This window comes from Streptomyces sp. NPDC020422, from assembly GCF_044386705.1.
Taxonomy (GTDB): Bacteria; Actinomycetota; Actinomycetes; order Streptomycetales; family Streptomycetaceae; genus Streptomyces.
This window is the reverse complement of the sequence record NZ_JBIRVJ010000007.1, coordinates 358,878-385,133: the sequence shown is the minus strand read 5'-3', so window position 1 is coordinate 385,133 and position 26,256 is coordinate 358,878. Positions and strand designations below refer to the sequence as shown.

Below are 26,256 nucleotides of genomic sequence, written 5' to 3'. Positions count from 1 at the left end.
CTTCATGCTCCGCCATGTGATCCGCAAGACGGCCGGCTGGCTGGCCATGATCGTGGTCGCCACCAACGTCACCTATCTCCTCGCCGCCTGGTTCCTCGACCCGAGGTCCAACTACCGGGGCACCCGCCCGGTCCGCACCGAGGCGGAGATCGACCAGGCGCTCGCGCCGTACAACCTGGACCCGCGGGTGCCGCTGGTGGAGCGGTGGTGGCACTGGCTCGGTGACGTGGTGCTGCGCTTCGACTGGGGCAGGTCGCCGGTCGGGGCCTCGGTCAACGGCGAGATCGGCTTCCGGGTCCTCGTCAGCGGTCAGCTCGTCACGGCGGCCACGCTGCTCTCGGTGCTCGCCGGGGTCGCGCTGAGCGTGTCGACGGCGTCCCGGCAGTACGGCTGGTGGGACAGGATCACCCAGCTGGTGTCGGTGTTCCTGTTCAACGTGCCCACCGCCGTGGCCGCGCTGGGCGTGGTCCTCGTCGGGATCTGGCTCAACCAGAGCCTGGGGCTGCGCTTCCTGTACGTGGCGGGCGAGAAGTCGCCGACCGTCGAGGGCCTGCTGCCCACGCTGGCCGACCGGGTGCAGCACCTCATCCTGCCGACGCTGAGCCTGACCCTGCTGGGGTACGTGGGCTACCACCTCACCCAGCGCACGCTGCTGCTCGACGCGATCGACTCGGACTACGTGCGGACCGCGCGGGCCACCGGGCTGACCCGCGCCCAGGCGATCCGCCGCCACGCGCTGCGCGCCTCGCTGATCCCGACCGCCACCTCCGTGGCCTTCGGCATCCCGGCGATCTTCACGGGCGCGGTCATCACCGAGACCGTCTTCGGCTGGAACGGCATGGGCCAGTACTTCATCCAGACCATCGCCAAGAACGACGTGCACGGCACCGTCGCGGTGGCGGCGTTCGGCGCGGCCATGACCGCGATCGGCGCGATCCTCGCCGACATCGCCGTCGTCCTCCTCGACCCCCGGGTGCGGGTGAGCTGACCATGACGCACACCCGCCTCCTCCATCTGCGCCGGTTCGCCCGCAACCGCGGGGCCCTGCTCGGCGTGGCGCTCTTCGTGCTCCTCGTGCTGTTCAGCCTGTCCGGCGGTCTCCTCACGCCGTACGCGTACACCGACGCGGACTTCACCGCCCTCACCCAGCCGCCGGGCGGCGACCACTACTTCGGCACCAACCAGGGCGGCAACGACGTGTACGCCGAGGCCGTGCACGGACTGCAGCGCTCGCTGGTCATCGCGGTCAGCGTCTCCGCGCTGACGATCGCGCTGGCCGCGCTGATCGGCGCGGGAGCCGCGTACCTCGGCGGCCGGGTGGAGAAGCTGACCCTGGCGGTCATCCACTTCCTGCTGGTGGTCCCGTCTTTCCTGATCCTCGCCCTCGTCTCGCACCGGCTCGCCGGCGACTGGCGGGTGCTGATCCTGGTGCTCACCGTCTTCGGCTGGATGACGACCGCCCGCGTCGTCTGGGCCCTGTCCACGTCGCTGCGCGAACGCGACTACGTGCTGGCCGCGGAGTTCATGGGGGTGCGGCCGTGGCGGATCGTGGTGCGGCACATCATCCCCAACCTGGGATCGCTGCTGGTGGTCAACCTGACCCTCGGAGTCGTGGCCACCGTCCTCAGCGAGACGGCCCTGTCGTTCCTCGGCTTCGGGGTCCAGACGCCGGACGTGTCGCTGGGCACCATGCTCGCCGACGGCTCCGGCACCATCACCAGCGCGCCCTGGCTGTTCGCGTTCCCCGCCGGCCTCCTCGTGCTGCTCACGGTGTCGATGACGCTCGTCGGCGACGGGCTGCGCGACGCCCTCGACCCCACTTCGGTATCGGCGGCCTCGGGAGGCTCACGATGACGTCCGTCCTGCTGCCGGCGCCGGGGGCGCCCTCGTCCGGCACCGGTCTCGCCCCGGTCCTGTCGGTCCGGGACCTGCGGATCTCCTTCCCGTCCGAGGCGGGCCCGGTCGAGGCGGTGCGCGGGGTCGACTTCGACGTGCTGCCCGGCCGGACGCTGGGCATCGTCGGCGAGTCCGGCTCGGGCAAGTCGGCGACCGCGATGGGCGTCATGGGGCTGCTGCCGCCGACCGCGCGGGTGTCGGGCCAGGTGCTGCTCGGCGGCCGTGACCTGGTCGGCATGGACGACGCCCGGCTCTCCCGGGTGCGCGGCAACGACATCGGCATGGTCTTCCAGGATCCGCTGTCGGCGCTGACCCCGATCTTCTCGGTCGGCCGGCTGCTCTCCGACGCGCTGCGCGTGCACCAGGACCTGACGAAGCAGGCCGCGTGGAACCGCGCGGTCGAGCTGCTCGACCTGGTCGGCATCCCCGATCCCCGGCGCAGCGCGCGGTCCTTCCCCCACGAGTTCTCCGGCGGGATGCGCCAGCGCGTGGTCATCGCCCTGGCCATGGCGAACGCGCCCTCGGTCATCGTGGCCGACGAGCCCACCACCGCCCTCGACGTGACCGTCCAGGCGCAGATCCTGGACGTGCTGCGGACGGCGCAGACCGAGACCGGCGCGGGGGTCGTGCTGATCACCCACGACCTCGGGGTGGTCGCGGGGTACGCGGACGACGTCGCCGTGATGTACGCGGGGCGGATCGTGGAACGGACCGGCGCCGAGGAACTGTTCCGGCGTCCCACCATGCCGTACACGATCGGTCTGCTGGGCGCGGTGCCGCACCCCGACTCCCCGAGGGACCGCCCGCTGGTCCCGATCGCGGGCGAGCCGCCGTCGCTGGTGGGGCTCGGGAAGGGCTGCCCCTTCGCGGACCGCTGCCCCGCCGCGCTCGACCGCTGCCGTACGGAGGAGCCGGAGCCGGTGTCCGTCGCCGGGCACGGGCAGGTGGCGTGCCTGCGCGCCGACGAGATCGCCGACGGCCGGTTGCGGCCGGAGACGCTCTTCCCGGCTCCGGAGGGCACGAGCGCAGTGGAGGGCGCGGGCGGTGCGGAAGGCGCGGGCAGTGCCGCCCGTGCCGAAAGTGCCGCCGGCGCGGAAGGCGCGGAAAGCACGGCAGACGCGGAAGGCGCGGGCGGTGCGGAAGGCGCGGGCGGTGGCGCTCGCGCCGAAGGTGCCGCCGTCCCGGGCGAGGTCGTGTTGCGGGTGTCCGGTCTCACGAAGACCTTCCCCGTCACCAAGGGCGCCTTCCTCAAGCGCCGCATCGGCACGCTGCACGCGGTCAGCGACGTCGGGTTCGAGCTGCGGGCCGGCGAGACCCTGGGGCTGGTGGGCGAGTCCGGCAGCGGCAAGACCACCACGCTCCTGGAGATCCTGCGGCTCAGAGCGCCGGAGGGCGGCCGGATCGAGGTGGCCGGCACGGACGTCGCGGACCCGGGCTCCGCCGCACGCCTGCGGGAGCTGCGCGGGGCGGTGCAGATCGTCATGCAGGACCCCATGGGCTCCCTCGACCCCCGGCTTCCGGTCTCCCGGCTGCTCGCCGAACCGCTGCAGGCGATCGGTGCCGACCGGGCGGCGATCCGGGCCCGGGTGGCCGAACTCCTGGCCATGGTCGGCCTCGACGCCTCGGTGGCCGACCGCTTCCCCGCGGCCCTCTCCGGCGGGCAGCGCCAGCGCGTCGGCATCGCCCGCGCCCTGGCGACCCGGCCGCGGATCGTGGTGCTGGACGAGCCGGTCTCGGCCCTGGACGTGTCCGTGCAGGCGGGCGTCGTCAACCTGCTCGCCCGGCTCAAGCGCGAGCTCGGCCTGGCGTACCTGGTCGTGGCGCACGACCTGGCCGTGATGCGGCACTTCGCCGACCGGATCGCGGTCATGTACCTCGGGCACATCGTCGAGACGGGCAGCACCGAGGAGCTCTTCGCGAACCCGCGGCACCCGTACACCGAGGCCCTTCTCTCGGCGATCCCGGTGCCCGACCCGGCGCGCGAGCGCTCCCGCGAGCGGATCGTGCTCGCGGGCGAGCAGCCCAGCGCCGCGGACCTCCCCCAGGGCTGTGTCTTCGTCGACCGCTGCCCCCTGTACCGGCTGCTCGACGAGGGAACCCGGGAACGCTGCCGTACCCGGCGGCCCTCCCTGGACCCGGCCACTCCCGGCGCCGGCCACCGCCACGCCTGCCACGCCCGCTGAGTCCGGGCCCCATCCGGCCGGCTCCGCACCCCTGGGGCCGCCGCACCCGATGAAGGAATGAGGATCCACCCCGCCATGCGATCGAGAATCGCCGTCCCCACCGCCGCCCTCACCGCGGCCCTCGCGCTCGCCCTCTCGGCCTGCAGCACCCCCGAGTCCGGCGCGGGCGCCGGGAAGGGCGCCGGCAAGGGCGCGACCCCCGCCGCCGCCTCGGCGAAGGTCGACTACAACCCCCAGCCCTACGAGAACGTCAAGGAGGGCGGGACGTACACCACGGCGGGGACCATCGACGACCAGGGCAACCCGTTCAACGCCAACGCGACGCTCACCGCCAAGCGCGTCTGGTTCTGGTACAACCCGGACGTCATCACGTACTCCCCCACCGGCGAGGTGCAGTACAACCCGGACTACCTCAGCGACGTGAAGGTCAGCGTCGCCGGGGGGAAGAACCAGCGGGTGGTCCTCACCCTCAACCCCAAGGCCACCTACAACGACGGCACCCCGATCGACTGGACGGCCGTCAAGGCCACCTGGCAGGCCAACAACGGCACGGACAAGAAGTACAACGCCGCCGAGACCGAGGGCTACGCCCAGATCGCCTCCGTCACCCGGGGCAAGGACGACAAGCAGGCCGTCATCGACTTCAAGGGCGTCGCCCCCTGGTGGTCGAGCCTGTTCACGACGTTTCTGCACCCCAAGGCGGCGACCGTCGCCGGATACAACGACGCCTACGTCAAGAAGGTCCACCCGGAGTGGGGCGCCGGCCCGTACACCGTGGGCACGTTCGACGCCAAGGCCGGCGACCTCACCTTCGTGCGCAACCCCAAGTGGTGGGGGAAGAAGGGCCGGTTGGACCGGCGCGTCTACGTCAACCTGGAGTCGGCCGCGGCGGCCAACGCCTTCAGGAACGGCCAGATCGACTACTCGTCCGCCGGCGACGCCGAGGGCCTGAAGCGCCTCTCCGGCGTCCAGGGCACCGAGATCCGGCAGGGCGGCAGCCCGTTCGCGTACTCCTTCTACGTCAACGCCAAGTCGCCCAACCTGCAGGACGTCCAGGTGCGCAAGGCGCTCCTGGAGAGCGTCGACCGGGCCCAGATCGCCAAGATCCAGTTCCAGGGCCTGGGCGACTACAGCGAGCCCCTGCCCGGCTCCCTGCTGCTCTTCAGCTTCCAGAAGGGCTACTCCGACAACGTCGGCGCCGTGATCAAGCACGACCCGGAGGACGCGAAGAGGACCCTGGACGCCGCGGGCTGGAAGCCCGGCGGCGACGGCATCCGCGAGAAGGACGGCAAGAAGCTCACCGTCACCTACACCCTGCGCGGCGACGACCCGCTGGAGAAGGCCACCGCGGGCGCCCTCGTGCAGATGCTCAAGCCGGTGGGCATCCAGGTCGAGCTGAAGAACTCCACGGACGCGGACTTCGCCAGGATCCTCACCGACCGCAGCTTCGACATCTTCCTCGTCGGCAACCGCTCCTCCGACCCGTTCGGCGCCCGCTACCTGTGCGAGTTCTACTGCACCGACAGCGGCTCCAACATCGTGAGCATCGGCAACCCCGCGCTCGACAAGGAGATCCGCGCCGTCTCCGCGATCGCCGACCCCGTCCGGCAGACCGCCGAGGCCAACGCCGTCGAGCGCAAGGCCCTGGCGCAGTACGGCTATCTGCCGCTGTTCAGCGGCCCGTCCATCTACGGCGTGAGGAACGGACTGGCCAACGTCGGCGCGACCATCTTCGGCACGCCGCTGCCGGAGACGGTGGGCTGGCAGAAGTAGTAGTCCTCCGGGCGCGCCGCGGCCCCGCTCCGGGCGCGTTCGGGCGCGTGCGGAAGCCTTCGGGCGCCTTCAGGTGCCGCTGAAGCGGCCCGCGTAGAACAGCAGGGCGTCGTCGCCGTCGCCGGTGGCCGAGGAGAGCACCTCTCCGACGAACAGCGAGTGGTCACCGGCGACGTACGACTCGACGAGCTTGCACTCCATCCACGCCAGCGCGCCCGGCAGCAGCGGGGCGCCCGTCAGCGGGCCGGGGTTCCAGGCGACGCCGTCGAACTGGGCCAGGCCGAGCGGCCTGGCCTTGTCGGCGAAGTGGCGGGCCAGGGCCTCCTGCCGGGCGCCCAGGATCGAGACGCCGAAGCTGCGGGACCGGGCGATCTTGTCGTGCATGACGGCGGTGTGGGCGACGCAGCACTGGACGAGCGGCGGATCGAGCGACACCGATCCGAACGCGTTCGCGGTCATCGCGTGGACATGGGGCTCGCCGACGGACAGCACGACGACACCGGAGGCGAGCCTGGACATGGTCTGCCGGAACGAAGCCGGCGTGGGTCCCCCGTCGGACGCGGACACCGCAATCCCCCTCTGCGAGAAAGAAAGGTCAGTCGGACGTGAGCGTCCCCGGCAGCCGCTCCCCCGCGTGGTCGCGCAGGGCGAGGGCCGTCAGCTCCTTCACCCGGGCGGCGGAGACCGCGGGCGCCGGGGATTCGCGGAACCAGCGCTGGAAGACCTCCTGACTCGCGCCGAAGGGCGGCCGGCCCGGGAAGTACGGCCGGACGTAGACCGGGGTGCCGGGCTCGCTGCGCCAGCTGTCGGCGAGGGTGCCGATGTCCACCGTGTCGTAGCCGAGGGCGTCGAGCAGCTCCGCCACCTCGGCCTTGGCGGCGGGGTCGTCACCGGCGATGGGCAGGGCGCTGCGATCGGGTGAGCCGGCCGGCCGGGCGGCGGTGAGCAGGCTGAAGAAGAAGATGTTGTTGCACGCCTTCACGACGCGGGAGTCGACCAGGTGGCGCTGCACCAGGGCGCTGGAGGTCGCCTCGCGCGTGTCGAGGCCGGCGATGGCGCCGTCGCGCTCCGGGTAGTAGTTCATCGTGTCGATGACCGTCCTGCCCGCGAGGGCGTCGGCGGGCAGCCGGTCGTAGGCGCCCAGCGGGATCGTGGCCACCACGAGGTCGCCGGCCCGGGCGGCTTCGGCGGGGGTGGCCGCCCGGGCCTGCGGGCCGAGTTCGCCGACGAGGTCGGCGAGCGTCTGTGGGCCGCGGGAGTTGCTCAGTACGACGTCCAGGCCGGCCGCCACGGCGAGGCGGGCGAGCATGCCGCCGATCATTCCGCTGCCGATGAGACCGAGGGTCTTCGTCACGATGTCTTTCTCCTTACTCCGTGGAAAGTGCGGTCGGCCGCGCGGGCTGCTGCCCGCGCGGCCGACCACCAGGCCCGGTCCCTGACCAGGGTCACCGACCGGGGTCGTTCCGGGGCGGATCCCGTCAGACGAACGGGCTCACGGTGTTCTCGGCGCCCAGCAGGGCCGCGCCGTAGACCTCCAGGTTGACCTGCGGGATGAGCATCCCGTGGCGGGCGGCCACGCTGGCGTCCCGCCAGATCCGCTGGAGCGGGCTCGCGTCGGCGAGGCCGCTCGAACCGTGGGCGGTCAGCAGGGTGTCCAGGGCACGGCCCACCTGGCGGGCGGCCACGGCGGCGTCGGCGCGGTAGCGGGCGCGGAGCAGCTCCGCCGGGTAGACGGCCTCGGCGGCGTGCCGGTCGAGGGCGTCGGCCGCGCGGTACGCGTGCAGTTCGGCGGTGTCCAGGGCGGTCGCGGCCTCGGCGATCTGGAGCTGGAAGGCCACGGAGTCGCTCTGGCGGGCGAAGGTGGTGAAGGCGATGCCCTTGTGGTCGGCGGCCTCGACGACGTGGGCGAGCGCGGCCCGGCCGAGCCCGAGTTGAGGGCCGGCCACCATGAGGACGAGCGAGGGCACGATGGCGTTGCGGTACGCGGCGGGGACGCCGGGGCTGACGTTGGCGCCGCCGACGAGCGGGCCGAGCCGCAGCACGCGGTGGTCGGGTACGAAGGCGTCGTCGACGACGTAGCGGTTGCTGCCGGTCGAGCGCATGCCGGCCATGTGCCACTCGTCGACGATCTCGTAGTCCTCCCGCGGCACCAGGAGGGCCGCGGGGCCGTCCTCCAGCACCACGGAGGCGATGACCCACGACGCGTGCCATATCCCGGAGGCGTAGCTCCAGCCGCCGCTGAGCCGGTAACCGCCGGACACCTTGCGCACCGGGCCGCTGGGCTTGAGGGTGCCGCTGACCAGGGCGTCGGGGTCCGCGCCCCACACGTCGTCCTGCGCCTGCTCGGGGAAGAGCGCCACGCACCAGCTGTTGCCGTTCCACAGCGAGGTCAGCCAGCCGGCGCCGCCGTCGATCGCGGCCACGGCGGAAGCCAGCTCCAGGTGCGTGCGCAGCGACGCCTCGCCGCCGCCGTACCGCTTGGGCGTGGCGGTGCGGAACACCCCCGCCTCCCGCAGGGCGGCCACCGAGGCGTCGGAGAGCCGGCGGTCGGCGTCGGCCTGGGCGGCGGCGCCGCGCAGCTGCGGCGCCAGGGCGGTGAGAGCGGTGAGGACGTCGGAGCTCATCGCGGATCCCTTCCGGTTATCTCGTCGGTCTCATCGGTCGCGTGCGTCTCGTGCACCTCGTGCACCTCGTGCGTCTCGTGCGTCTCGTGCGTCTCCTGGGGCGTGTGTGCCGTGTGCGTGGCGTCCGTCGGAGCGTCGCCGCGTACGACGGGCACGCCCATCAGGGAGCCGTACTCGCCCCACGACCCGTCGTAGTTCTTGACGTCCGGCCAGTCGAGCAGCTGGCTCAGGACGAACCAGGAGTGCGCCGAGCGCGCGCCCACCCAGCAGTAGGTGAGGGAGCCGCGCGCCGGGTCCAGGTCCCGGTACACACGCGCCAGCTCCTCGCCGGTCCTGAAGGAGCCGTCCTCGGCGAGGGCCTGCTCCCACCCGAGGTTGACCGCGCCTGGCACGTGGCCGGCGCGCTGGGCCACGTCGTGCGGGCTGTTGCCGGGGGTGAACGCCTCGCCGGCGAAGCCCGGGGCGAAGACGCGGCCCGCGTACTCGTCCGGCGTGCGCACGTCGATCAGGTTCTTGGCGCCGATCGCGGCGAGCACGTCGTCCCGGGTGGCCCGGACGGAGCCGTCGGGCTCCTCGGCGTGATAGCGCGTGGCCGCGCGGACGGTCTCCTCGGCGGTGAGCGGGTGCCCGTCGCGCTGCCACTTCTCCCGGCCGCCGTCGATCAGCTTCAGCGAGCGGTGCCCGTAGAGCCTGAAGTACCAGAACGCCAGCGCGGCGAGCATGTTGGAGTTCGGCGAGTAGAGCACGACGGTGTCGTCGTCGCCGATGCCCTTCGCGCCGAGCAGTTCCTCGAAGGCGCCCCGGTCGACGACGCCCAGGCGTACCCGGTCCTGGAACTCGTCCCAGCCGATCCAGACGGCGCCGGGCACATGGCCCTTGCGGTAGTCGGCGTCGCTGTTCCCGGTTTCGACGAAGACCAGGCCCGGCTCACCGAGGTGGGCGGTGGCCCACTCTCCGGTGACCAGAACGGATTCACGCGCCATGGTGCGCTCCTTTGCGGTTGGGCGGCCACGCCGACCGGGGGCTTCGGGGGCTCGGGGGGCGTCTCACGCCACCGAGACCTCGGGGTTCGTCTCCGCGCCCTTGGCGCCGGCCGCCCGGCGGTCACGGAACCAGGCGAACAGGCAGGTCAGGATGCCGAGGGCGGTGATGGCGGCGGCGACCGGGTAGATGCCGCGCAGCCCCAGTTCGCCGTCGATGATCCGGCCGCCGAGCCAGGAGGCGAACGCCGCGGCGAGCTGGTAGGCGGAGGAGTTCACGGCGAGCGCCAGGGTGGGTGCCTGCTGGGCGGTGCCGAGCACCCGCGCCTGGGTGCCGGGGACGATCGAGAAGCCCAGCGCGCCGAGGAGGAAGACCATGACCGCGCTGCCCACGAGGCTGGCGCCGACCGCCCACATGCCCAGCAGGGCCGCGGCCAGCGCGGCGAGCAGGCCGACCAGCGAGGGCATCAGCGCGCGGTCGGCGAGCCAGCCGCCGGCGAGGTTGCCGACGGTCGCGCCGACGCCGTACACGAGCAGCAGGACCGGCACGGCGGCGGTGGTGAATCCGGAGATGTCGGTCAGCAGCGGGGCGAAGTAGGTGAAGACGATGAGCAGGCCGGCGTTGCCGACGACGGTGACCAGGATGGCCAGCTGCACGGGGGCGTTCTTGAGCACCCGCAGTTCGCCGAAGGCCGAGGTGGAGGTGGAGTTGGGCAGGGCGGGCACGAAGCGCGCCACCATCAGCAGGCCGAGGGCGCAGGTGAGGGCGATGGCGACGAACGTGGCGCGCCAGCCGAGGCTGTTGCCGACGAAGGTGCCCAGCGGGGCGCCGAGGATCATCGCGAGGTTCATGCCGAGGATCAGCTTCGAGACGGTGGAGGCGGCCTTCTCCGGCGGCACGGTCGAGGTGGCGATGACGATCGCGTTGGCGAAGAACGTCGAGGTCACCAGGGCCGTGATGACCCTCGCCACGAGCGCCACGCCGTAGACGGGCGCGAGCGCGGAGGCCAGGTTGCCGAGGATCGCGACCACCAGCAGGACCAGGATCAGCTGCTTCCGCGGGTACCGGGCGGTGAGGGCGGTCACCACCGGGCCACCGAAGATCATCCCGATGGCGTACGCCGTGACGAGGAGACCGGCGGCCGGAATCGACACCTCGAGGCCGTTCGCGACGTCCGGCAGGATGCCGGCGATCACGAACTCACCCGTGGTGATGCCGAATACGCACAGCATGAGGGACAGGACACGGATAGGCATGTTCACTCTCACATCTGAATCGGTGGTGCGTTTGTCGGTCGGCCGTGGCGTGCCGACCGCCTCAGGTGCAGCTCTTGACGAAGGAGTCGACCCCTTCGGGGCTGGCCAGGACGCCCCACATCGCCACCGGGTCGTGGAAGCGGCTGACGAAGGCGTCGGCGACCTGCCGGTCGCCCGCAGCCCGGCCGAACAGGCCGAGGACGTGCGGCGGGGGCGGTGCCAGGAAGGCGTTGCTCCACTCGACGACGTGGCGGGCGTGCTCCCACAGCCGGGCCGAGGCGTCGCGGCAGAAGGCGGCGTCGAACGGTCCGTCGGCCGAGGCGATGAGGTCGGCCAGGGCGAACGCGGTGTGGGAGCCGAGGTTGGCGCCCTGGGCCGTGAGCGGGTCGTTGGTGATCCAGGCGTCCCCGATGGCCAGGGCGCAGGTGCCGTCGGCGAGACGGGCCCAGCCCTTGCGGACCGCCGGGGTGACGCCGCCCTGCGCCAGTTCGTCGGGGGCGACGAGGCCGAAGCCCGCGGTGTCGACGCGTTCGCGCAGACCCGGCGCGTACGCGGCGAGCAGCCGCAGCACCTCCCGGTGGAAGCCGTCGGGGTCGGCGGCGGCGTCCAGGTGGGCGGGCGGCTCCAGCGGGCCGCCCGGCACCGCCTCGAACGCGAGCACGTGCGCGGGGCCGAGGCGGGACAGGAACGGTATCCGCAGGATCTCGCCGATCCCGGGCAGGAAGTGGATGTCCAGGCGGTGCGGGACGTCCTCCCGGATGCCGTGGTAGAAGCCGCTGCACAGGATGCGCTGGGGTGTCGGGTAGGGCGAGCGAGCGGCGTCCACCGGGAACAGGTCCCGCATGGACCGGTCGCCGTTGGCGACCACCACCAGGCCGTGCCGTCGGCCGACCTCGTCCACGGCGACCGGTCCGGTCCGTACGTCCCCGCCGCGGCGGGTGAACTCGTCGAGCAGGTGCGGCAGATAGAGGCGGAAGTCCACGACGCTGGACGGCGGTCTGAGGGCCGCCGTGAACTGCAGGTCGGCGTCCTCGCCGTGGATCGTGATCGCCCAGCTGTGCACCCGGGCGTCGTCGTGCTGCCAGGCGTGCACGCCGAGCGTCTCCTCGCGGGCCTGCGTCGGGGCGAAGCGGGCGGGGAAGTTCCTCGGTCGTGTCGAGCCGAGCTCCTCGGCGGTCTGCGCGGAGTACAGCGTGGCGGCCACGCCCAGCTGCTGCAGGCGCAGGGCGAGTTGGAGCCCGGAGATGCCGGAGCCGATGATGCCGATGCCGGCGCTGTCGTGCGTACGGGCGCCGGTCATGCCGTCACCTCCCCGGCGAGGGTCTCCGACCGCAGCCGCTCGGCCAGCCAGGCCACGCTCTCCACGGCGTACCCGGCCGCCTCGGGCGAGGCCAGGGCCGAGACCGGGATCAGCACGGGCAGGCGCAGGCCGGCGTCGACGAGCGAGCCGATCCGGTCGAGGACGGTCTCTCGGCTGCCGACGATCGCCAGGTCGGCGACGAGCTCGTCCGGCACGACGGCGAGGGCCCGCTCGACCTGTTCCCGCGTGAGGCGGTGCGGCAGCAGATGGGAAAGCCCCTGGTAGGCGTCGCCGAAGGGGTGGGGGACGCCGTACGCGCGCCACTGGGCGGCGCCCGCGTGCAGGGCGAGGAAGCGGATGGCCGTGGCCCGGCACAGTTCCCTGGCCGCCTCGTCGGTCTCGGCCACGATGACCGGTATGCCGCCCGCGGCGACGATCCGGCCGGGGTCGCGGCCGGCGGCGACGGCGGCCGCGTGGACGACGGAGAGCCGGCGGGCGTACTCCGCGGGCGACATCAGGTCGGACGGGATCCAGCCGTCGCCGTACCGGCCGGCGAGCGCGGTCATCCGCGGGCCGCTGCCGCCCACCCAGATCTCCGGGACGCCGCCGCCGGGCGCGCGGAGGTCCATGACGGCCTGGTCCAGGGTGAAGAACTCGCCCTTGAAGTCGTGCGGCCCCTCGGTGTCGAAGAACATGCGCAGGATCTGCAGCGCCTCCTCGACCCGGCCCACCTGGCGGTCCGGGCGGATGCCGTAGGGCTGGAGGTTCTCCCGCGCGCCCGCCCCGATGCCGATGACGGGCGGGCGTTCGGTGAACTGGGCCAGCGTCAGCGCGGTCTGGGCCAGCACCGCCGGGTGCCTGCGGTGCGGGTCGGTGACCCCCACGGCCAGCCGTACGGGACCGGCGACCGAGGCGAAGTTGCCGAGGACGGTGGCGAATTCGAGCGACAGGTCGGGGGTCGGCAGGGCCCCGGCCACGTAGCTGAAGTCGGTGTCCCAGGCCTGCCGCGGGAAGACGTTGATGAGGTGGTCGAAGACGAGGAAGGTGTCGAGCCCGGCGGAGCGCGCGAGGTCGAGCAGTCCTCGCCCGCCCTCGACCGGCCCGACGGCGTCCCACGCCAGTCCCACCCTCATCAGATGACCTCGACGCGCTGGAGGTGGCGCTTGGTCGGGCCGGTGAAGGCGTTGCGCCCGTGGATGAGGGAGAAGTTGTCCGCGATCACGATGTCGCCGGCCTGCCAGTCGTGGGCGTAGCAGTACTCCGGGCGGTGCACCCGCTCGGCGAGCGCCCCGAGGAACTCCTCCGCCTCGGACTCGTCGATGCCGTGGACCTTCACGTGCACCGGGTTCTTGTACGCCTGGGGCGACAGCGGCTCGGCGAACCGCAGCACGGGGATGCCGGTGGCGGGGTGCTGGGAGACCAGCCGCTCGGTGATCTCGCCGCCGTAGTGCACGACCTTGTCCGTCGAGTACGTCATGCTGATGCGGCTCCAGCGCTCGCGCAGCTCGTCGTCCGCGTCCCGGTAGACCCGCGAGGTGTCGGAGAAGACCGTCTCGCCGCCGACGCCCGGGGTCACGTCCAGGCACTGGAAGAAGAAGTAGCGCGGGTCCGCCTCGACGAAGGCGCCGTCCCAGTGTAACGGCACGTCGCCGCTGGCGAACAGGTAGTTCTTGGGGTTCTCCTCGACGACGAGGTCGACCACCTCGCCGGGCTCCCACGCGAGGACCTCGCCCCAGAGCCGGCAGTAGTCGGCGAAGTCCTGCTTCGGCAGCAGCTGGAAGCCGCGCAGCACCAGGACCCGCGACTCCTCGGTCCAGCGCCGCAGCGTCTCGACGGGGATGTCGTCGATCCGGGCGCCGCCGCCCGCGGCCCGCACGACGCGGCCGAAGGGGCGGAGCGGGGTGTGGGTCAGCTTGGTGGTCTCGGTGGAGCCGCAGGGATAGCTCTTGTCGGCCGGCGAAGGCGCCGAATTCGTCACGGTGTTGCCTTTCTAGGAGGTGAGGTCCGGCTGGGGGGCGACGAAGTGGCTCGGGCGGCCGTTGCGCCAGACGACGGAGGCTTCGAGCTTCTCCGCGTCCCATCTCTTGACCAGCGAGAGCTTGGCGCCGTCGTCGAGCACGACGCCGTGCCACGGCGTCAGCCAGGCGTCCCGGGTGCGCAGCAGCCGCACGCCGAGCTTCTTCGAATGCGGCGACTGCGGGTGAATGGAGAGCCGGACGGCCTCGGGGAACCGCTCGGCGACCACACGGCTCCAGGCATTGCTCCGGCTGATGGTCTGGTAGGCCAGTTCCTTGGACTCGTTGCGCAGTGCCGTACGCGAGGCCGTGCCGCCTCTGACTCCCACGGCGTCCTCGAACATGAAGCGGTGGATTCCGTTGAACAGGGCGCGGGTTCCGCTGTCGGTGCGCACGTCTTCCTTGAGTTCTTCCACCGACGGGGCGTAGTTGGCTTCGAGCATCTGACGCAGCTTCGGGTAGTCGACCCCGCCGAAGGCGTCGTCCAGGCCGTAGAGGCCGAGCGCCGACAGGTTGGCCGACTCGATCATCTCCGCGAGGCACACGCGGTATTCGGTGACGGCCTCGTCGGTCACGCCGACCACGTCACCGAAGACGTGCCCGTCCGAGCAGATGGTGAGCCGTGCGCCGGCGCGGTGGAAGTGACCGATGTAGTCGCACAGCGACTGCAGCGAGCTCAGACCCACGTACTCGCCCATGTCCGGGAGCTGCCCCAACACCTTGGTGAGGTTGGGCGACTTGGCGGGGAAGGCGGGCAGGACCAGGTGAATCGGCTCCGACCTGCGGATGAAGTACTCGACTTTGGCGCGGTGTTCCTCGAGACAGGACGTACAGGGCGAGGTGAGACACTCCTCTTCGTCGACCATCCCACCGGATTCCTTCTCGGTGCGGCGGAAGTAGTACAGCAGTTTCACGATCTTTTCGGCCGACTCCGTGCGAGATCTATCCCCTATCGGATGCGTACTCATTCGACTCCCCCGTCGAGAAAACACGGATATGGAATTGGCGGATGACTCCGGTACACGACTTCCGTGCACGACCCTGGTGCACGACTTTGCGCACGACTTTGTGCACGACTCTTTTGCGGAAGGGTGAATCGACTTCGGTCGACCCCTTCGAGGCGCCGCTTACGTTTCCACAGCCAGGATGGGGCTGCAATAGCCGAGCGATTAGATTCGAACGCCGACCGATAAGGGAAGGATTAACCTTGGGTCAGCGCAGGAAGTCCGGCTCGGGCCGGGGGTCGGGCACCGGCACCCAGCCGTCGTCGGAACGCTTGTACGCCCACCGCGGACCGTCGTTCAGCAGGCCTTCGAGCGCCGCCAGGAACCGCTCGACGTGCTCGGCGGTGGTGCCCAGGCCGACGCTGGCCCGCAGCGCGCGGGCGGCCCCGTCGGCGCCGCCGGCCAGGTGGCGCACGGCCTGGTGCGCGCAGAAGGCGCCGTGGCGGATGCCGATCCCGTGCTCCGCGGCGAGCGCGGTCGCGATCAGCTCCTGGTCGACGACGCCACCGGCGCGGTCCGCGAGGGTGAACGAGACGACGCCGATCCTCGGGTGGTCGGGACCCCACATCCCGAGCAGCCGCACCCCGGGCAGCGCGGCCAGGCCCTCGCGCAGCCGGCCGGCGAGCGCCTGCTCATGGGCGACGATCGCGTCCCAGCCCGCCGCCGTGAGGGTGTCGCAGGCCAGGGCCATCGCATGGGCGCCCACCACGTTCGGCGAGCCCGCCTCGTGCCGGTGCGGCAGCTTCGACCAGGTCACGGTCTCCCGGCCGGCCTCCTCGGCCACGCGTGCGCTCGCCCCGCCGCCGGCCAGATAGGGCTCGGCGTCGGCCAGCCAGTCGGACGCGCCCACCAGGGCCCCCGCGCCGAAGGGGGCGTAGAGCTTGTGCCCGGACAGCACCACCCAGTCCACGCCCAGCGCGGTCGCGTCGAGGGGCCGGTGCGGTACGAGCTGGGCGGCGTCGAGCACCGTCCGCGCGCCGTGCCGGCGGGCGACCTCGACGAGCTCGGCCACCGGCCACACCTCTCCGGTGACGTTGGAGACGCTGGTGATCACCACGAGCCGCGGCCCCTCGGGCGCGTCGGCCAGCGCCGCGTCGAGCAGCCGCGCGGCCTCGTCCGGACCGGCCGGCACCGCGAGCCGCCGGACCTCGGCGTCGCGCCACGGCAGCAGCGCGGCATGGTGGTCGGCCGAGAACCGGAACACCGTCGTCCGCGGTGGCAGCGCACGCGCCAGGAGGTTCAGCGCGTCGGTGGTGTTGCGGGTGAAGAGCACGGAGGTCTCGGGGCCGGCGCCCACGAAGTCGCGCACGGAGGCCCTGGCCTGCTCGTAGACCCGGGTGGAGACCTGGGAGGTGAATCCGGAGCCGCGGTGCACACTGCTGTACCAGGGCAGCAAGCGGTTCACCCCTTCCTGCACGGCGGTGAGACAGGGGGCGCTCGCCGCGTGGTCGAGGCCGGCCGGGGTCGTCCACCGTCCGTCGACCAGGGGCACCTTCAGATCCGCGCCCACGACGCCCGGAATGCGCGCGATGCCGGTGCTCACAATTGATTCCCTCGACATACCGACCCTCCATTGCCATTCATTCGGCGTGGCGACACGTTTTGCACGGCACTGAGCGGACGGTTCCCTTTGTGCGCGAAGCGCGCACAGAGTCTTTTCACGACGCGCAAGAGTGAGCAGCTGGAGGTTGTGTCGACGGGCGGTACGGCCGCCTCCGGAGTGTCAGGCCGACCGCCCGACCCTGCCCGGCCGGGCCCGTTGCACGACGGGCCGAACAAGCAGCGCACTATCCCGGCCCCGCCTCGACGGGCAGACCGGGCCCCCGAATTACAAGCAGAATGAACCGATCGGGTGACCACCCGCCCTGGCCCACGCTAGAGTGCCCCGCTACAGTGGGGGCCCATGCTGCCATTTGCGCAGCGACTCGGTCAACGCCTAATCAATTGCGCATATGCAAGGGGCGTTTGATTAAGCGTTATGAATCTTGGGGGAGCCGATCATGGAGGATCCGACCATTCACCAGCTGAGGCTGCTGCTCACGTTGGCCGAGGAGCTCCACTTCAAGCGCGCGGCCAGCAAGCTCTACCTCAGCCAGCCCGCGCTCAGCCAGCAGATCCGTTCCCTGGAACAGCGCCTCGGGGTGCAGTTCTTCACCCGCACCAGCAGACGGGTCGAACTCACCCCGACGGGGCAGTCGTTGCTGCCGTTAGTCAGGAAGGTCGTCAACGCGACGGAGCACCTGCGCAACGCGGCGTCCCGCTCCGCGCTCGGCGACACCCGGCTGCGACTGGGGGTGTGCGAGAACGTCGCCGCGCTGGAGGCCACCCGCAGCGTGCTCGGCGCCTGGTCCGCCCTGTACCCCTGTATGGGCCCCGAGATCCACGTACTCGACTTCGTCGAGCAGATGACCGCCCTGGAGCACGGCAAGATCGACGCGGCCTTCGCCTATCTCCCTGCTCCCGAGGGGATGGACAGCCTGCCGTTGACCACGGAGCCGCGCGTGGTGTGCGTCGCCAGCTCCGATCCGCTGGCCTCGCGCTCCTCGGTGAGCCTGGCGGACCTGGCCGGCTACCCCGTGGTCAGCCTGGCCCCGGAGATGTTCCAGGAGGGCCGCGACTTCTGGGCGGCGGACCCCCGCCCGGACGGCGCCCCCGTCAGCTACACCACCCATCACGTCACGCGGTTCGAGTCGCTCCTGTCGATGGCCTCCTTCGGCGGCGCGATCGCCTTCGTCCCGGCGGCCGCCGCCCGGCTCTACCCCCGCCCCGACCTGCGCTATCTGCCGGTGCACGACCTGCCGGACTGCACCCTGGGCGTGGTGTGGCCCACGGTGGACCGCGACAAGCCCCAGATCGCGGCCCTGGAGGACATCTGCAAGCAGCTGCACCGCACCGGCCTGCCGACGGGAACCGCGCAGAACCTCACTCCCCTGCTGGAGCTGGAGTCGGCCTACTGCTGACCGGCGGGGCGCGCCCTCCTCGCCCCCGGACGCACGAAAGGCCGTCCTCCCAAGATGAGAGAACGGCCTCCGACTGCGTTTCCGCACAGTCGGGACGACAGGATTTGAACCTGCGACCCCTTGACCCCCAGTCAAGTGCGCTACCAAGCTGCGCCACGTCCCGGTGCCCGTCTGACCTGGGGTTTCCCCGGCCGAACGCGCATGAGAACCATACCGCACTTCCCCCGGTGGTCACGAACCAGTTCGACGCTTGACCTCAAGCGCGCTTGAGGTAGCAGCGTGTACGCCATGACGAACGCGACGTACACCAAGGAAGACGCCGTCCACGAGCTGCACCGGCTGATGGCGCTCATGACCGGGGACGAGAAGCACTCCACCGCCGCGACCTCCACCCTCGACGCGCTCTGGGTCCTCTACGACCGGGTGCTGCGGGTCTCCCCCGAGACCGCGGCCGACCAGGAGCGGGACCGGTTCCTGCTGTCGAAGGGGCACGGGCCGATGGCGTACTACGCCGTGCTGGCCGCGAAGGGGTTCTTCGGCGAGGAGCTGCTCGGCGGGTTCGGCGCGTACGCGTCGCCGCTCGGGCACCACCCGGACCGGACGCTCGTGCCCGGGGCGGAGATCGGCAGCGGCTCGCTCGGGCACGGGCTGCCGCTCGCGGTGGGCAGCGTGCTGGGGCTGCGGGCGCAGGGGCTCACCGAGCCGCGGGTGTGGGTGCTGATCGGCGACGCCGAGCTGGACGAGGGCAGCAACCACGAGGCCATCGGCTACGCGGGGCCGGCCGGGCTCGAGCAGCTGCACACGCTGGTGATCGACAACGGTTCCGCCACCTACGGGTGGCCCGGCGGGATCGCCTCGCGCTTCGAGGCCGCCGGGTGGTCCGCCGAGACGGTGGACGGGCGTGATCACGAGGCGCTGTACGCGGCCTTCACCGCCCCGCACCCCGGCCGGCCGCGGGCCGTCGTCGCCCGTGTCGAGCCCAAGAACGCCTGACGCACCCACCCCTGGCCCCCGAGAACGGCCCCCCAGGACCCCGAGGAGACCCCTTTCCATGGACACCATGCGTGATCGTTTCATCGCCACCACCAGCCGGCTGCTCGACGAGGACCCCCGGCTCGCGCTCGTGCTCGCCGAGATCAGCAAGGACGGATTCCGGCGGGCGCAGGAGCGCCACCCCGACCGGGTGATCAACGTCGGGATCCGTGAGCAGCTGCTGATCGGGACGGGCGGCGGGATGGCGCTGACGGGGATGCGGCCCGTCATGCACACCTTCGCCAGCTTCCTCGTGGAGCGGCCCTTCGAGCAGCTGAAGCTGGACTTCGGACACCAGGGCGCACAAGGCGTCCTGGTCAGCGCGGGCGGCTCGTACGACTGGCCGGCCGGGGGCTTCACCCATATGTCGCCCGGCGATGTGGCGCTGATGGACACCCTGGACGGCTGGACCGTCCATGTGCCGGGGCACCCCGACGAGGCGGAGGCCGTGCTGCGGGAGGCCGCGGCGGGCGACGGGTCGGTGTACGTCCGGCTGTCGGCGCACGCCAACGCCTCCGCGCGGCCGCGCCCCCGGAGCGGCTTCTCCGTGCTGCGCGAGGGCTCCCGGGGTGTCGTCGTCGCGGTCGGACCGATGCTCGACAACGTGCTGGCCGCGACGGAGGGGCTGGACGTGAGCGTCGTGTACGCCACGACCGTGCGCCCCTTCGACGGCGGGACCCTGCGCCGGGCGGTGGCCACGGCCCGGCCGGACGTCGTCCTGGTGGAGCCGTACCTCGCCGGGACCTCGACCGCCGCGGCCAACGACGCACTGGCCCAGGTGCCCCACCGGGTGCTCGGGCTCGGCATCGGACGCCGCGAGCTGCGCCGTTACGGGACGATCGAGGAGCACCTGGCCGGCCAGGGGCTCGACCCGACGGCCCTGCGGGCGCGGATCGACGCGTTTCTGGGGTGACGGGGATCCGGAGGTGTCCGCCTGGCCGCCGGGGAGGGGCGACGTCGCGGCGGCCCGCTGCCGGGGAGGGCGGCCCGTTGCCGGGGAGGGCGGCCCGCTGCCGGGAGGGCGCCCGGATGCCGGCGGCGGCCAAGCCCCCGGCACGCCCGGGCCGCCACGCGCTCAGCCCTCCCCCGGCGTCCCGCTCAGCTCGGGGTGCCGGTCGAGGAGGCTCCGGGGAGCGGCCTGGCGCCAGGAGTCGGTCAGGATCGCGCGGAGTTCGTCCTCGTCGTCGAGCGCGCCGAGCCGGACGCGGATCCATGCGTACCCGTCGTCGTGCCCCGCGCGCAGGAAGAACTTCGCGGGTTCGGCGGCGATCAGCTCCGCCCGCTCCTCCTTCGGGCACCTGACCCCGATCACCTGGTCGTCGTCGGCCAGCGAGGCGAACATCCGGCCACCCGGGCCCGCCCGGAAGGTCGGCATGCCCCAGGCGGGCTTCTCGACCGCCTCCGGCAGGGAGAGGGCGATCCTGCGCACATCCTCGGAAGTGACCATGCTCCGACGGTACGACCTCCCGGCGGGCGAGGAGCGCTGAACGGCGTACGCGCCCGCGCACGCTCCGTCACCCGTTGCCTTCACGCTCCGTGACGCGCCCCTGCGCCTCGTGATGCCCCCACACGCCCCGCACGCAGGGCGCCCGCCCTGCCGGAGCACCCCCGAGGGCCCGCCAGCCCCGTGGTTCCGGGCCTCGCGCCGCTCCCGGGACGGTTCCGGAATGCCGCCCCTTCGGTGAAGAAGGGGCGTATGAGGCGACCCGACCGGTCTCGCCGCCATATGACCACCAAACCTTTGCCGTTGGCATGTGGCAGAAAGATGCCCCCGGGGAATGTCCTTCGGATCGGACTGAGCAGGCCAACATCTCGCGAAACACAGTCGGAAACAAACGTCAACCATTCCGTTTTCGGACAAAGTTGGTGGCGATATTGATCCGCCCGAGAAAGATCAACACCATGAAGTGGTCGGCCTGTTCGGGACGGGACCACTGCCGATGCACCACCTGTTCGGACCACTAGACGAGCAGGCGTTTCGCAGGGGAGGACTCCTATGGACGGCTACTTCAGCAGCCGACTGCACCATCAGCTCCGGGAGGAGGTCCGGCACTTCGCGGAGAGTGAGGTTCGGCCACGGATACCGGAGATGGAGGCGTCACGCTCGGTCCACCACGAACTGTCCCGGCTGATCGCCGAACAGGGCTGGCTGGGAGCGACTATCAGCCACGAGTACGGCGGGATGGGCGCCGGCCATCTGGCCAAAACCATCATCATCGAGGAGCTCTCGCGAGTCAGCGGCGCGATGGGTGCCATGGTCCAGGCCTCGCAGCTGGGCACGGCCAAGATCGTGCACTTCGGCAGCGACGAGCAGCGGAAGACCTGGCTTCCGGCCATCGCCGCCGGTGAGTGCCTGCCGACCATCGCGGTCACCGAGCCGGAGTCCGGCGGTCATGTGCTCGGCATGTCCGCGACCGCGGAACGTGACGGCGACGACTACATCCTCAACGGCAGCAAGGTGTACGTCGGCAACAGCCATGTCGGCGACCTCCACGGCGTCGTGGTCAGGACCGGTCCCGGCTCGAAGGGACTCACCGCTTTTCTGGTCGAATCCGATCGCCCGGGGTTCAGGACCGGTCCGCAGCAGCCCGCCATGGGGCTGCACGGCTTCAGCTTCGGCGAGCTGATCTTCGAGAACTGCCGGGTCCCGGCGTCCAACCGGCTCGGCGACGAGGGGGACGGCCTCGCCGTCGCGTACTCCTCCAGCGTCCTGTACGGGAGGGCCAACCTCACGGCCGTGTCGCTCGGCATCCACCAGGCCATCCTGGAGGAGACCACCCGGTTCGCCACCGAACGCATCCGCTACGGCAAGCCGCTCGCCGAACTCCCCACCGTCAAGCTGAAGCTGGGCCAGATGCAGTCGCGTCTGATGACGGCCCGGCTGGCGGCCTACCACGCCGTCCACCTGCTCGACCAGGGCATGTCCTGCGACACCGAGCTCATGAACGCCAAGCTGGTGAACGTCGAGTCCGCCCTCGACTCCGGCCGCAACGCCATGGAGATCCACGCCGCCGCGGGCCTCTTCACGGACCGCCCGATCGAGCGGTACCTCCGCGACGCGCACCACATCTTCGCCCCGGCCGGCACCTCCGACGTCCAGCTCCTCCGACTGGCCGAGGTCGCCCTCGGACAGGACAAGGGCAGCTGGTCCGAGCGCCTGTCGGAGCTGGTCCGTCTGGAGCCCGCGGGCTGCTGACCCGAGCCCACAAGGAAGAACCGTGCCCCGGAGTCCGGCAACGAAGCCGAACACCGGGGCACCCGTACGGGGTGACGGCCGGGGCCGTCAGATGCGCCCGTCCTCACGGCGGTGGATCTGGTCGACCAGCTCGGCCGCCATCGCCTTGATCGTCTCCAGACCGGCCCGCCCCCAGGCGTGCACGTCCGTGTCGACCACGCAGATGGTGCCCAGCGCGACCCCGGTCCGGTCGATCAGCGGCGCGCCCATGTAGGAGCGGATGCCGATCTCGTCCACGACCGGGTTGCCCGCGAACCGCGGGTAGTCGCAGACGTCCTCCAGGACCAGGGCCTTGCGGCGCACCACCACGTGCGGGCAGTAGCCGTGGTCACGGGCCATGAAGCGCCCGACACCACCGGAGCCGGCCGCGGCCGCGCCGAGGTCGCTGCCCGAGTGGGTGCCGGCCGGGGTGTGCAGTCCGGCGAAGAACTGCCGGTTCTCGTCGATGAAGTTGACCATCGAGAAGGGCGCGCCGGTCACCTCCGCGAGCCGGCCGGCGAACGCGTCGAAGGCCGGGTCGGGCTGCTCGCCGAGTCCCAGTTCGCGCAGTCGGCGGACCCGGGTGGGCGCCTCGTTGTCGATGGGGGTGAGCAGCAGATGACCGGTCGGGTCGTAGGTCATGTCGTGGCTCCGTAGCTCGGCACGCCGGCCGGGATGGTGGTGAGCAGATGCTGGACGAGGGTCAGCAGGGTGCGGATGCCGGAGCTGGAGATCCGGGCGTCGCAGAGCAGGACCGGCACGGTGGGCTTGAGGTCGAGAGCCGCCCGCACCTCGTCGGGGTCGTAGCGGTAGGCCCCGTCGAACTCGTTGACGGCCACCACGAATCCGATGCCCCGCCGTTCGAAGAAGTCGACGGCGGAGAAGCAGTCCTGGAGGCGCCGGGTGTCGGCGAGGACGACCGCGCCGAGGGCGCCCTCGGAGAGCTCGTCCCACATGAACCAGAAGCGCTCCTGGCCGGGGGTGCCGAAGAGGTAGAGCACATTGCGGTCGTCGAGGGTGATCCGCCCGAAGTCCATGGCCACGGTGGTCGTGGTCTTGGACTCCACGCCCTCCAGGCTGTCGGTGGCCGCGCTGACCGAGGTCAGCAGCTCCTCGGTGCTGAGCGGTTCGATCTCGCTGACCGCGCCCACGAAGGTGGTCTTGCCCACGCCGAATCCGCCCGCCACCAGGATCTTCAGCGCGGTGGGGAAGGGGTCGGCGGCAAGACTGTCGTGGCGCTCAGAGCCGTTGTCGTAGGCCATCGAGCACTGCCTCCAGCAAGGAACGGTCGGTTGGGTTGGCGTGGAAACGGGGCGCTCGGGCGGTGAGCGCCCCGCAGTCCACGAGGTCGGAGAGCAGGACCTTGGTGACGACGGCCGGGAGCCGTAAGTGCGCCGCGATCTCCGCTACCGATGTGGGTCCGTCACACAGCCCGAGGGCCAGGCTGTGTTCGGGACCCATGTGCGGCTGGGGACTGGTGCCGGTCGCCATCACCATCGAGAGCAGGTCGAGCGCGGCGGTCGGCTTGGTCCGGCCACCGCTGACGGTGTACGGACGGATCAGCCTGCCTGCCGCGTCGTCGAGCCAGGGTCCTTCCTGGTGGGACCCCATGATCACTGTCCCGCACTGCCCGCCGCGCCGGCGGCCTGTCTGGCCGGGGTGACCAGATACGGCCGCACGCTCTTGACGAGCATCGCCATCTCGTAGCCAAGGACGGCGGCGTCCGCCTCGCGGCCCGCCAGGACGGCGAGACACGTGCCGGAGCCGGCGGTGGAGACGAAGAGCAGGGTGGAGTCCAGCTCGACCACCACCTGGCGCACCTCGCCGCCGTCGCCGAACCGCGCGCCGGCGCTGCGGCCGAGCGAGTAGAGCCCGGAGGCCAGCGCCGCCATGTGGTCGGCCGCGTCGGGGTCCAGGCCGTGGACGGACTTCACCAGGCCGTCGGAGGAGAGCAGTACGGCGTTACGGGTGTAGGGGACCCGCTGGACCAGGCCGCTGAGCAGCCAGTCGAGATCCGAGGAATGGCCGCTCGGCACATTGCTCGCCATGGTGCATCTACTCCTTGTGCGCGTCGCCTGGACGCAGCGGTTCACGGGGGGCGGGCTGGGATTCGGCGAGTCCGATGCCGCGCTGGAAGGCGGCCATCAGGCCCGGGTCGTGCAGGGCGTGCTCCTCGGGCTTGCGGACGGAGGGCTCGTCGCGCAGCTGCGGGACGAGGTGCTCCTGGGCGCGCCGCTTGGGGAGGACGGGCCTGCCCGGTGCTCCGCCGCTCGGGGCCGGGGGGACCTCGGGCGTCGGGGCGGGGAAGGCAGCGCCGGGCCGGGGGGACTCGGCGTGGCTGGGCTGGTGCGGGACACCGGCGAGGTGGCCGGTCGCGGCGGGGGCCGCGTCGGCGTAGACCGGGACCGGGTTCTGCGTCTGCGCGGGGCCGGGTGCCGCCATCCGGTCCGGCGCCTGCGACCGGACCGGTGCGGGGGCCGGTGCGGGCATGTGCGGCGGCACGGGCGCGGTGACGGCGGGGGCCGCCGGGGCCTGGACCGGGGCGGTCGGGGCCTGGATCGGCGCGGGGGCGGCGGCCGGAGCGGCCGCGGGGGCCGGGGCCGCCGCGGGGAGGGGCTGCGCGGGGGGCGCGGCCTGGCCCTGCGGGGCGGCGGCGGCCTGGGCGGCGGCGCGGTTCTCGTTGCGGGCCAGGCCCTCGGGGTCGGCGCCGAGGAGCCCCTGCGGCAGCACCAGGACGGCCTGGACACCGCCGTAGATGTTCGACTGGAGCCGGACGGCGATGCCGTGGCGCCGGGCGAGGGCCGAGACGACGAACAGGCCGATGCGGCCGTCCTGGAGCAGGTGGGCGACGTTGACCTGATCGGGGTCGGCGAGCAGGGCGTTCATCTTGTTCTGCTCGGTGACGGGCATGCCCAGGCCGCGGTCCTCGACCTCGATGGCGAGGCCGGCCGTGACGTACTGGGCGCGCAGCAGCACCGTGGTGTGCGGGGCGGAGAACAGGGTCGCGTTCTCGACCAGTTCGGCGAGCAGGTGGATGACGTCGGCCACGGCATGGCCCCGCAGCGTACCGTCGATCGGCGGGACCAGCTTCACCCGCGGGTACTGCTCGACCTCGGCGATGGAGGAGCGCAGCACCTCGGTCATGGTGACCGGATTGGACCACTGGCGGCGGGAGATGGCGCCGCCGAGGACGGCGAGGTTCTCCGCGTGCCGGCGGATGCGGGTGGCGAGGTGGTCGACGTGGAACAGGCCCTTGAGCAGCTCCGGGTCCTCGACCTCGTTCTCCAGCTCGTCGAGGAGCTGGATCTCGCGGTGGACGAGGGACTGGAGCCGGCGGGCGAGGTTGACGAAGACCTCGACCTTCTGTTCGTTGCCGACGCTGCTGGAGAGCCGGGAGGCCTGCACCACGGCGCTGACGGCGGCCTCGTGAGAGCGCGTCAGCTCGTGGGCGAGCAGGTCGAACTCGTCCTGCGCTCCGGTGCCGGCCGGGAGGGCCGGGCGGGCTTCGGGGGTCTCGCCCCTGCGCAACTGTTCGACGACCGTACGCAGTTCGCTCTGGCCGCGGGCACTGGTGCGGCGCAGGGCGTTGGCGCGGTCGAGGACCGACTTGGCGGCCCGGTCGGCGCCGAGCGCGGCCGCGGTCACCGAGGCGACCGTGAGCGCGGCCGCGCCGGTGAGCGCGGCCCACAGCCCGGGCGTGAGCTCGGCCCCGGTGGAGCGGATGGTGAAGAGCACGGCGGCGGCGCCGCCGAGCGCGACCGCGACGGCCGGAAGCACGGAGGTACGCAGGAGTTGGGGGCGTATGCGCGCTTCGGTCGGAAGCGGCGCGGGGGACTGTGCGGAACCGGTGCCGGCCGGACCGGCGGCGGTGCGGGCGCCGGACCGGCCGTGGCGCCCGCCCTCGCGGCGGTCGGACCGCCCGGCGGGTGCGCGAAGTTGAGACATGAGTGTCCTTGGTACGTGCCCAGGAATCGGCGTACTACGGGGGTGCGCTACGGGGAGGATTACTACGTGGGTG

The 26,256-nt window shown here is 71.9% G+C and carries 24 protein-coding genes and 1 tRNA gene; 8 read left to right on the top strand and 17 right to left on the bottom strand.

Annotated features, from left to right (window positions below; translation table 11 throughout):
- The first annotated feature begins 4 nt into the window (after positions 1-4).
- From ACH414_RS21365 to ACH414_RS21350, 4 genes are all read left to right on the top strand, one after another.
- Positions 5-988, top strand: a complete 984-nt coding sequence (locus ACH414_RS21365; protein WP_382536478.1) for an ABC transporter permease — start codon at positions 5-7, stop codon at positions 986-988.
- A gap of 2 nt (positions 989-990) precedes the next feature.
- Entirely contained in the window at positions 991-1,854 is an 864-nt protein-coding gene (locus ACH414_RS21360) for an ABC transporter permease (protein WP_382536481.1), read from the top strand.
- Positions 1,851-4,079 carry a dipeptide ABC transporter ATP-binding protein gene (locus tag ACH414_RS21355; protein ID WP_398942909.1) on the top strand — a complete coding sequence of 743 codons (2,229 nt, stop codon included), beginning with the start codon at positions 1,851-1,853 and terminating at the stop codon, positions 4,077-4,079. Before ACH414_RS21360 ends, ACH414_RS21355 begins: the two co-directional genes overlap by 4 nt.
- 75 nt (positions 4,080-4,154) lie before the next feature.
- On the top strand, positions 4,155-5,852 hold the full coding sequence (locus tag ACH414_RS21350) for an ABC transporter family substrate-binding protein (RefSeq protein ID WP_398942907.1): 1,698 nt from the start codon (positions 4,155-4,157) through the stop codon (positions 5,850-5,852).
- A 69-nt stretch (positions 5,853-5,921) separates the two neighbouring features.
- Here the strand turns inward: ACH414_RS21350 and ACH414_RS21345 are convergent, their stop codons facing one another.
- The 10 genes from ACH414_RS21345 to ACH414_RS21300 form a co-directional block, all read right to left on the bottom strand.
- Entirely contained in the window at positions 5,922-6,371 is a 450-nt protein-coding gene (locus tag ACH414_RS21345) for a flavin reductase family protein (RefSeq protein WP_382536490.1), read from the bottom strand.
- A gap of 76 nt (positions 6,372-6,447) precedes the next feature.
- On the bottom strand, positions 6,448-7,206 hold the full coding sequence (locus ACH414_RS21340; protein WP_398942904.1) for an NADPH-dependent F420 reductase: 759 nt from the start codon (positions 7,204-7,206) through the stop codon (positions 6,448-6,450).
- A 124-nt stretch (positions 7,207-7,330) separates the two neighbouring features.
- Positions 7,331-8,476: an acyl-CoA dehydrogenase family protein gene (locus tag ACH414_RS21335; RefSeq protein ID WP_386561343.1), complete on the bottom strand. Its 1,146-nt coding sequence runs from the start codon at positions 8,474-8,476 to the stop codon at positions 7,331-7,333.
- Entirely contained in the window at positions 8,473-9,459 is a 987-nt protein-coding gene (locus tag ACH414_RS21330) for a sulfurtransferase (RefSeq protein WP_398942902.1), read from the bottom strand. The genes ACH414_RS21335 and ACH414_RS21330 overlap by 4 nt, the downstream gene beginning before the upstream one ends.
- 63 nt (positions 9,460-9,522) lie before the next feature.
- Positions 9,523-10,713: an MFS transporter gene (locus tag ACH414_RS21325; RefSeq protein ID WP_382536501.1), complete on the bottom strand. Its 1,191-nt coding sequence runs from the start codon at positions 10,711-10,713 to the stop codon at positions 9,523-9,525.
- A 61-nt stretch (positions 10,714-10,774) separates the two neighbouring features.
- Positions 10,775-12,013: a styrene monooxygenase/indole monooxygenase family protein gene (locus ACH414_RS21320; RefSeq protein ID WP_398942900.1), complete on the bottom strand. Its 1,239-nt coding sequence runs from the start codon at positions 12,011-12,013 to the stop codon at positions 10,775-10,777.
- The gene (locus tag ACH414_RS21315; protein WP_398942898.1) at positions 12,010-13,146 is read right to left on the bottom strand and encodes an LLM class flavin-dependent oxidoreductase; all 1,137 of its coding nucleotides are present in this window, start codon (positions 13,144-13,146) and stop codon (positions 12,010-12,012) included. The genes ACH414_RS21320 and ACH414_RS21315 overlap by 4 nt, the downstream gene beginning before the upstream one ends.
- Positions 13,146-13,991: a TauD/TfdA dioxygenase family protein gene (locus ACH414_RS21310; protein ID WP_398942897.1), complete on the bottom strand. Its 846-nt coding sequence runs from the start codon at positions 13,989-13,991 to the stop codon at positions 13,146-13,148. The genes ACH414_RS21315 and ACH414_RS21310 overlap by 1 nt, the downstream gene beginning before the upstream one ends.
- A gap of 12 nt (positions 13,992-14,003) precedes the next feature.
- A complete protein-coding gene (locus ACH414_RS21305) occupies positions 14,004-14,942 on the bottom strand; it encodes an L-tyrosine/L-tryptophan isonitrile synthase family protein (RefSeq protein ID WP_398942896.1) in 939 nt (312 codons plus the stop codon).
- Positions 14,943-15,240: 298 nt separating this feature from the next.
- The gene (locus tag ACH414_RS21300) at positions 15,241-16,593 is read right to left on the bottom strand and encodes an aminotransferase class V-fold PLP-dependent enzyme (protein WP_398942895.1); all 1,353 of its coding nucleotides are present in this window, start codon (positions 16,591-16,593) and stop codon (positions 15,241-15,243) included.
- A gap of 439 nt (positions 16,594-17,032) precedes the next feature.
- Between ACH414_RS21300 and ACH414_RS21295 the strand changes: the two genes are divergently transcribed.
- Positions 17,033-17,992: a LysR family transcriptional regulator gene (locus tag ACH414_RS21295; RefSeq protein WP_382536519.1), complete on the top strand. Its 960-nt coding sequence runs from the start codon at positions 17,033-17,035 to the stop codon at positions 17,990-17,992.
- Between the two features lie 89 nt (positions 17,993-18,081).
- Here the strand turns inward: ACH414_RS21295 and ACH414_RS21290 are convergent.
- A tRNA-Pro gene (locus ACH414_RS21290) sits at positions 18,082-18,155 on the bottom strand.
- A gap of 125 nt (positions 18,156-18,280) precedes the next feature.
- Here ACH414_RS21290 and ACH414_RS21285 point away from each other — a divergent pair.
- A complete protein-coding gene (locus ACH414_RS21285) occupies positions 18,281-18,985 on the top strand; it encodes a transketolase (RefSeq protein WP_386561325.1) in 705 nt (234 codons plus the stop codon).
- A gap of 58 nt (positions 18,986-19,043) precedes the next feature.
- On the top strand, positions 19,044-19,937 hold the full coding sequence (locus tag ACH414_RS21280) for a transketolase family protein (RefSeq protein WP_398942893.1): 894 nt from the start codon (positions 19,044-19,046) through the stop codon (positions 19,935-19,937).
- Positions 19,938-20,099: 162 nt separating this feature from the next.
- Here the strand turns inward: ACH414_RS21280 and ACH414_RS21275 are convergent, their stop codons facing one another.
- The gene (locus ACH414_RS21275; protein ID WP_382536528.1) at positions 20,100-20,471 is read right to left on the bottom strand and encodes an MmcQ/YjbR family DNA-binding protein; all 372 of its coding nucleotides are present in this window, start codon (positions 20,469-20,471) and stop codon (positions 20,100-20,102) included.
- 549 nt (positions 20,472-21,020) lie between these two features.
- Here ACH414_RS21275 and ACH414_RS21270 point away from each other — a divergent pair.
- Positions 21,021-22,220 (top strand): acyl-CoA dehydrogenase family protein, encoded by a 1,200-nt coding sequence (locus ACH414_RS21270; protein ID WP_386561322.1) that lies wholly within the window; start codon positions 21,021-21,023, stop codon positions 22,218-22,220.
- Positions 22,221-22,307: 87 nt separating this feature from the next.
- Here ACH414_RS21270 and ACH414_RS21265 read toward each other — a convergent pair whose 3' ends face one another.
- From ACH414_RS21265 to ACH414_RS21245, 5 genes are read right to left on the bottom strand one after another with little or no spacing between them, the layout of a single operon-like run.
- Positions 22,308-22,880, bottom strand: coding sequence for a GAF domain-containing protein (locus ACH414_RS21265; RefSeq protein WP_382536532.1), 573 nt, complete (start codon positions 22,878-22,880; stop codon positions 22,308-22,310).
- On the bottom strand, positions 22,877-23,500 hold the full coding sequence (locus ACH414_RS21260; protein ID WP_382536535.1) for an ATP/GTP-binding protein: 624 nt from the start codon (positions 23,498-23,500) through the stop codon (positions 22,877-22,879). Before ACH414_RS21260 ends, ACH414_RS21265 begins: the two co-directional genes overlap by 4 nt.
- Positions 23,478-23,849: a DUF742 domain-containing protein gene (locus tag ACH414_RS21255; protein ID WP_382536537.1), complete on the bottom strand. Its 372-nt coding sequence runs from the start codon at positions 23,847-23,849 to the stop codon at positions 23,478-23,480. The genes ACH414_RS21260 and ACH414_RS21255 overlap by 23 nt, the downstream gene beginning before the upstream one ends.
- Positions 23,850-23,851: 2 nt before the next feature.
- Positions 23,852-24,286, bottom strand: coding sequence for a roadblock/LC7 domain-containing protein (locus tag ACH414_RS21250; RefSeq protein WP_382536540.1), 435 nt, complete (start codon positions 24,284-24,286; stop codon positions 23,852-23,854).
- Positions 24,287-24,293: 7 nt separating this feature from the next.
- Entirely contained in the window at positions 24,294-26,183 is a 1,890-nt protein-coding gene (locus ACH414_RS21245; RefSeq protein WP_386561319.1) for an ATP-binding protein, read from the bottom strand.
- Positions 26,184-26,256: the final 73 nt, after the last annotated feature.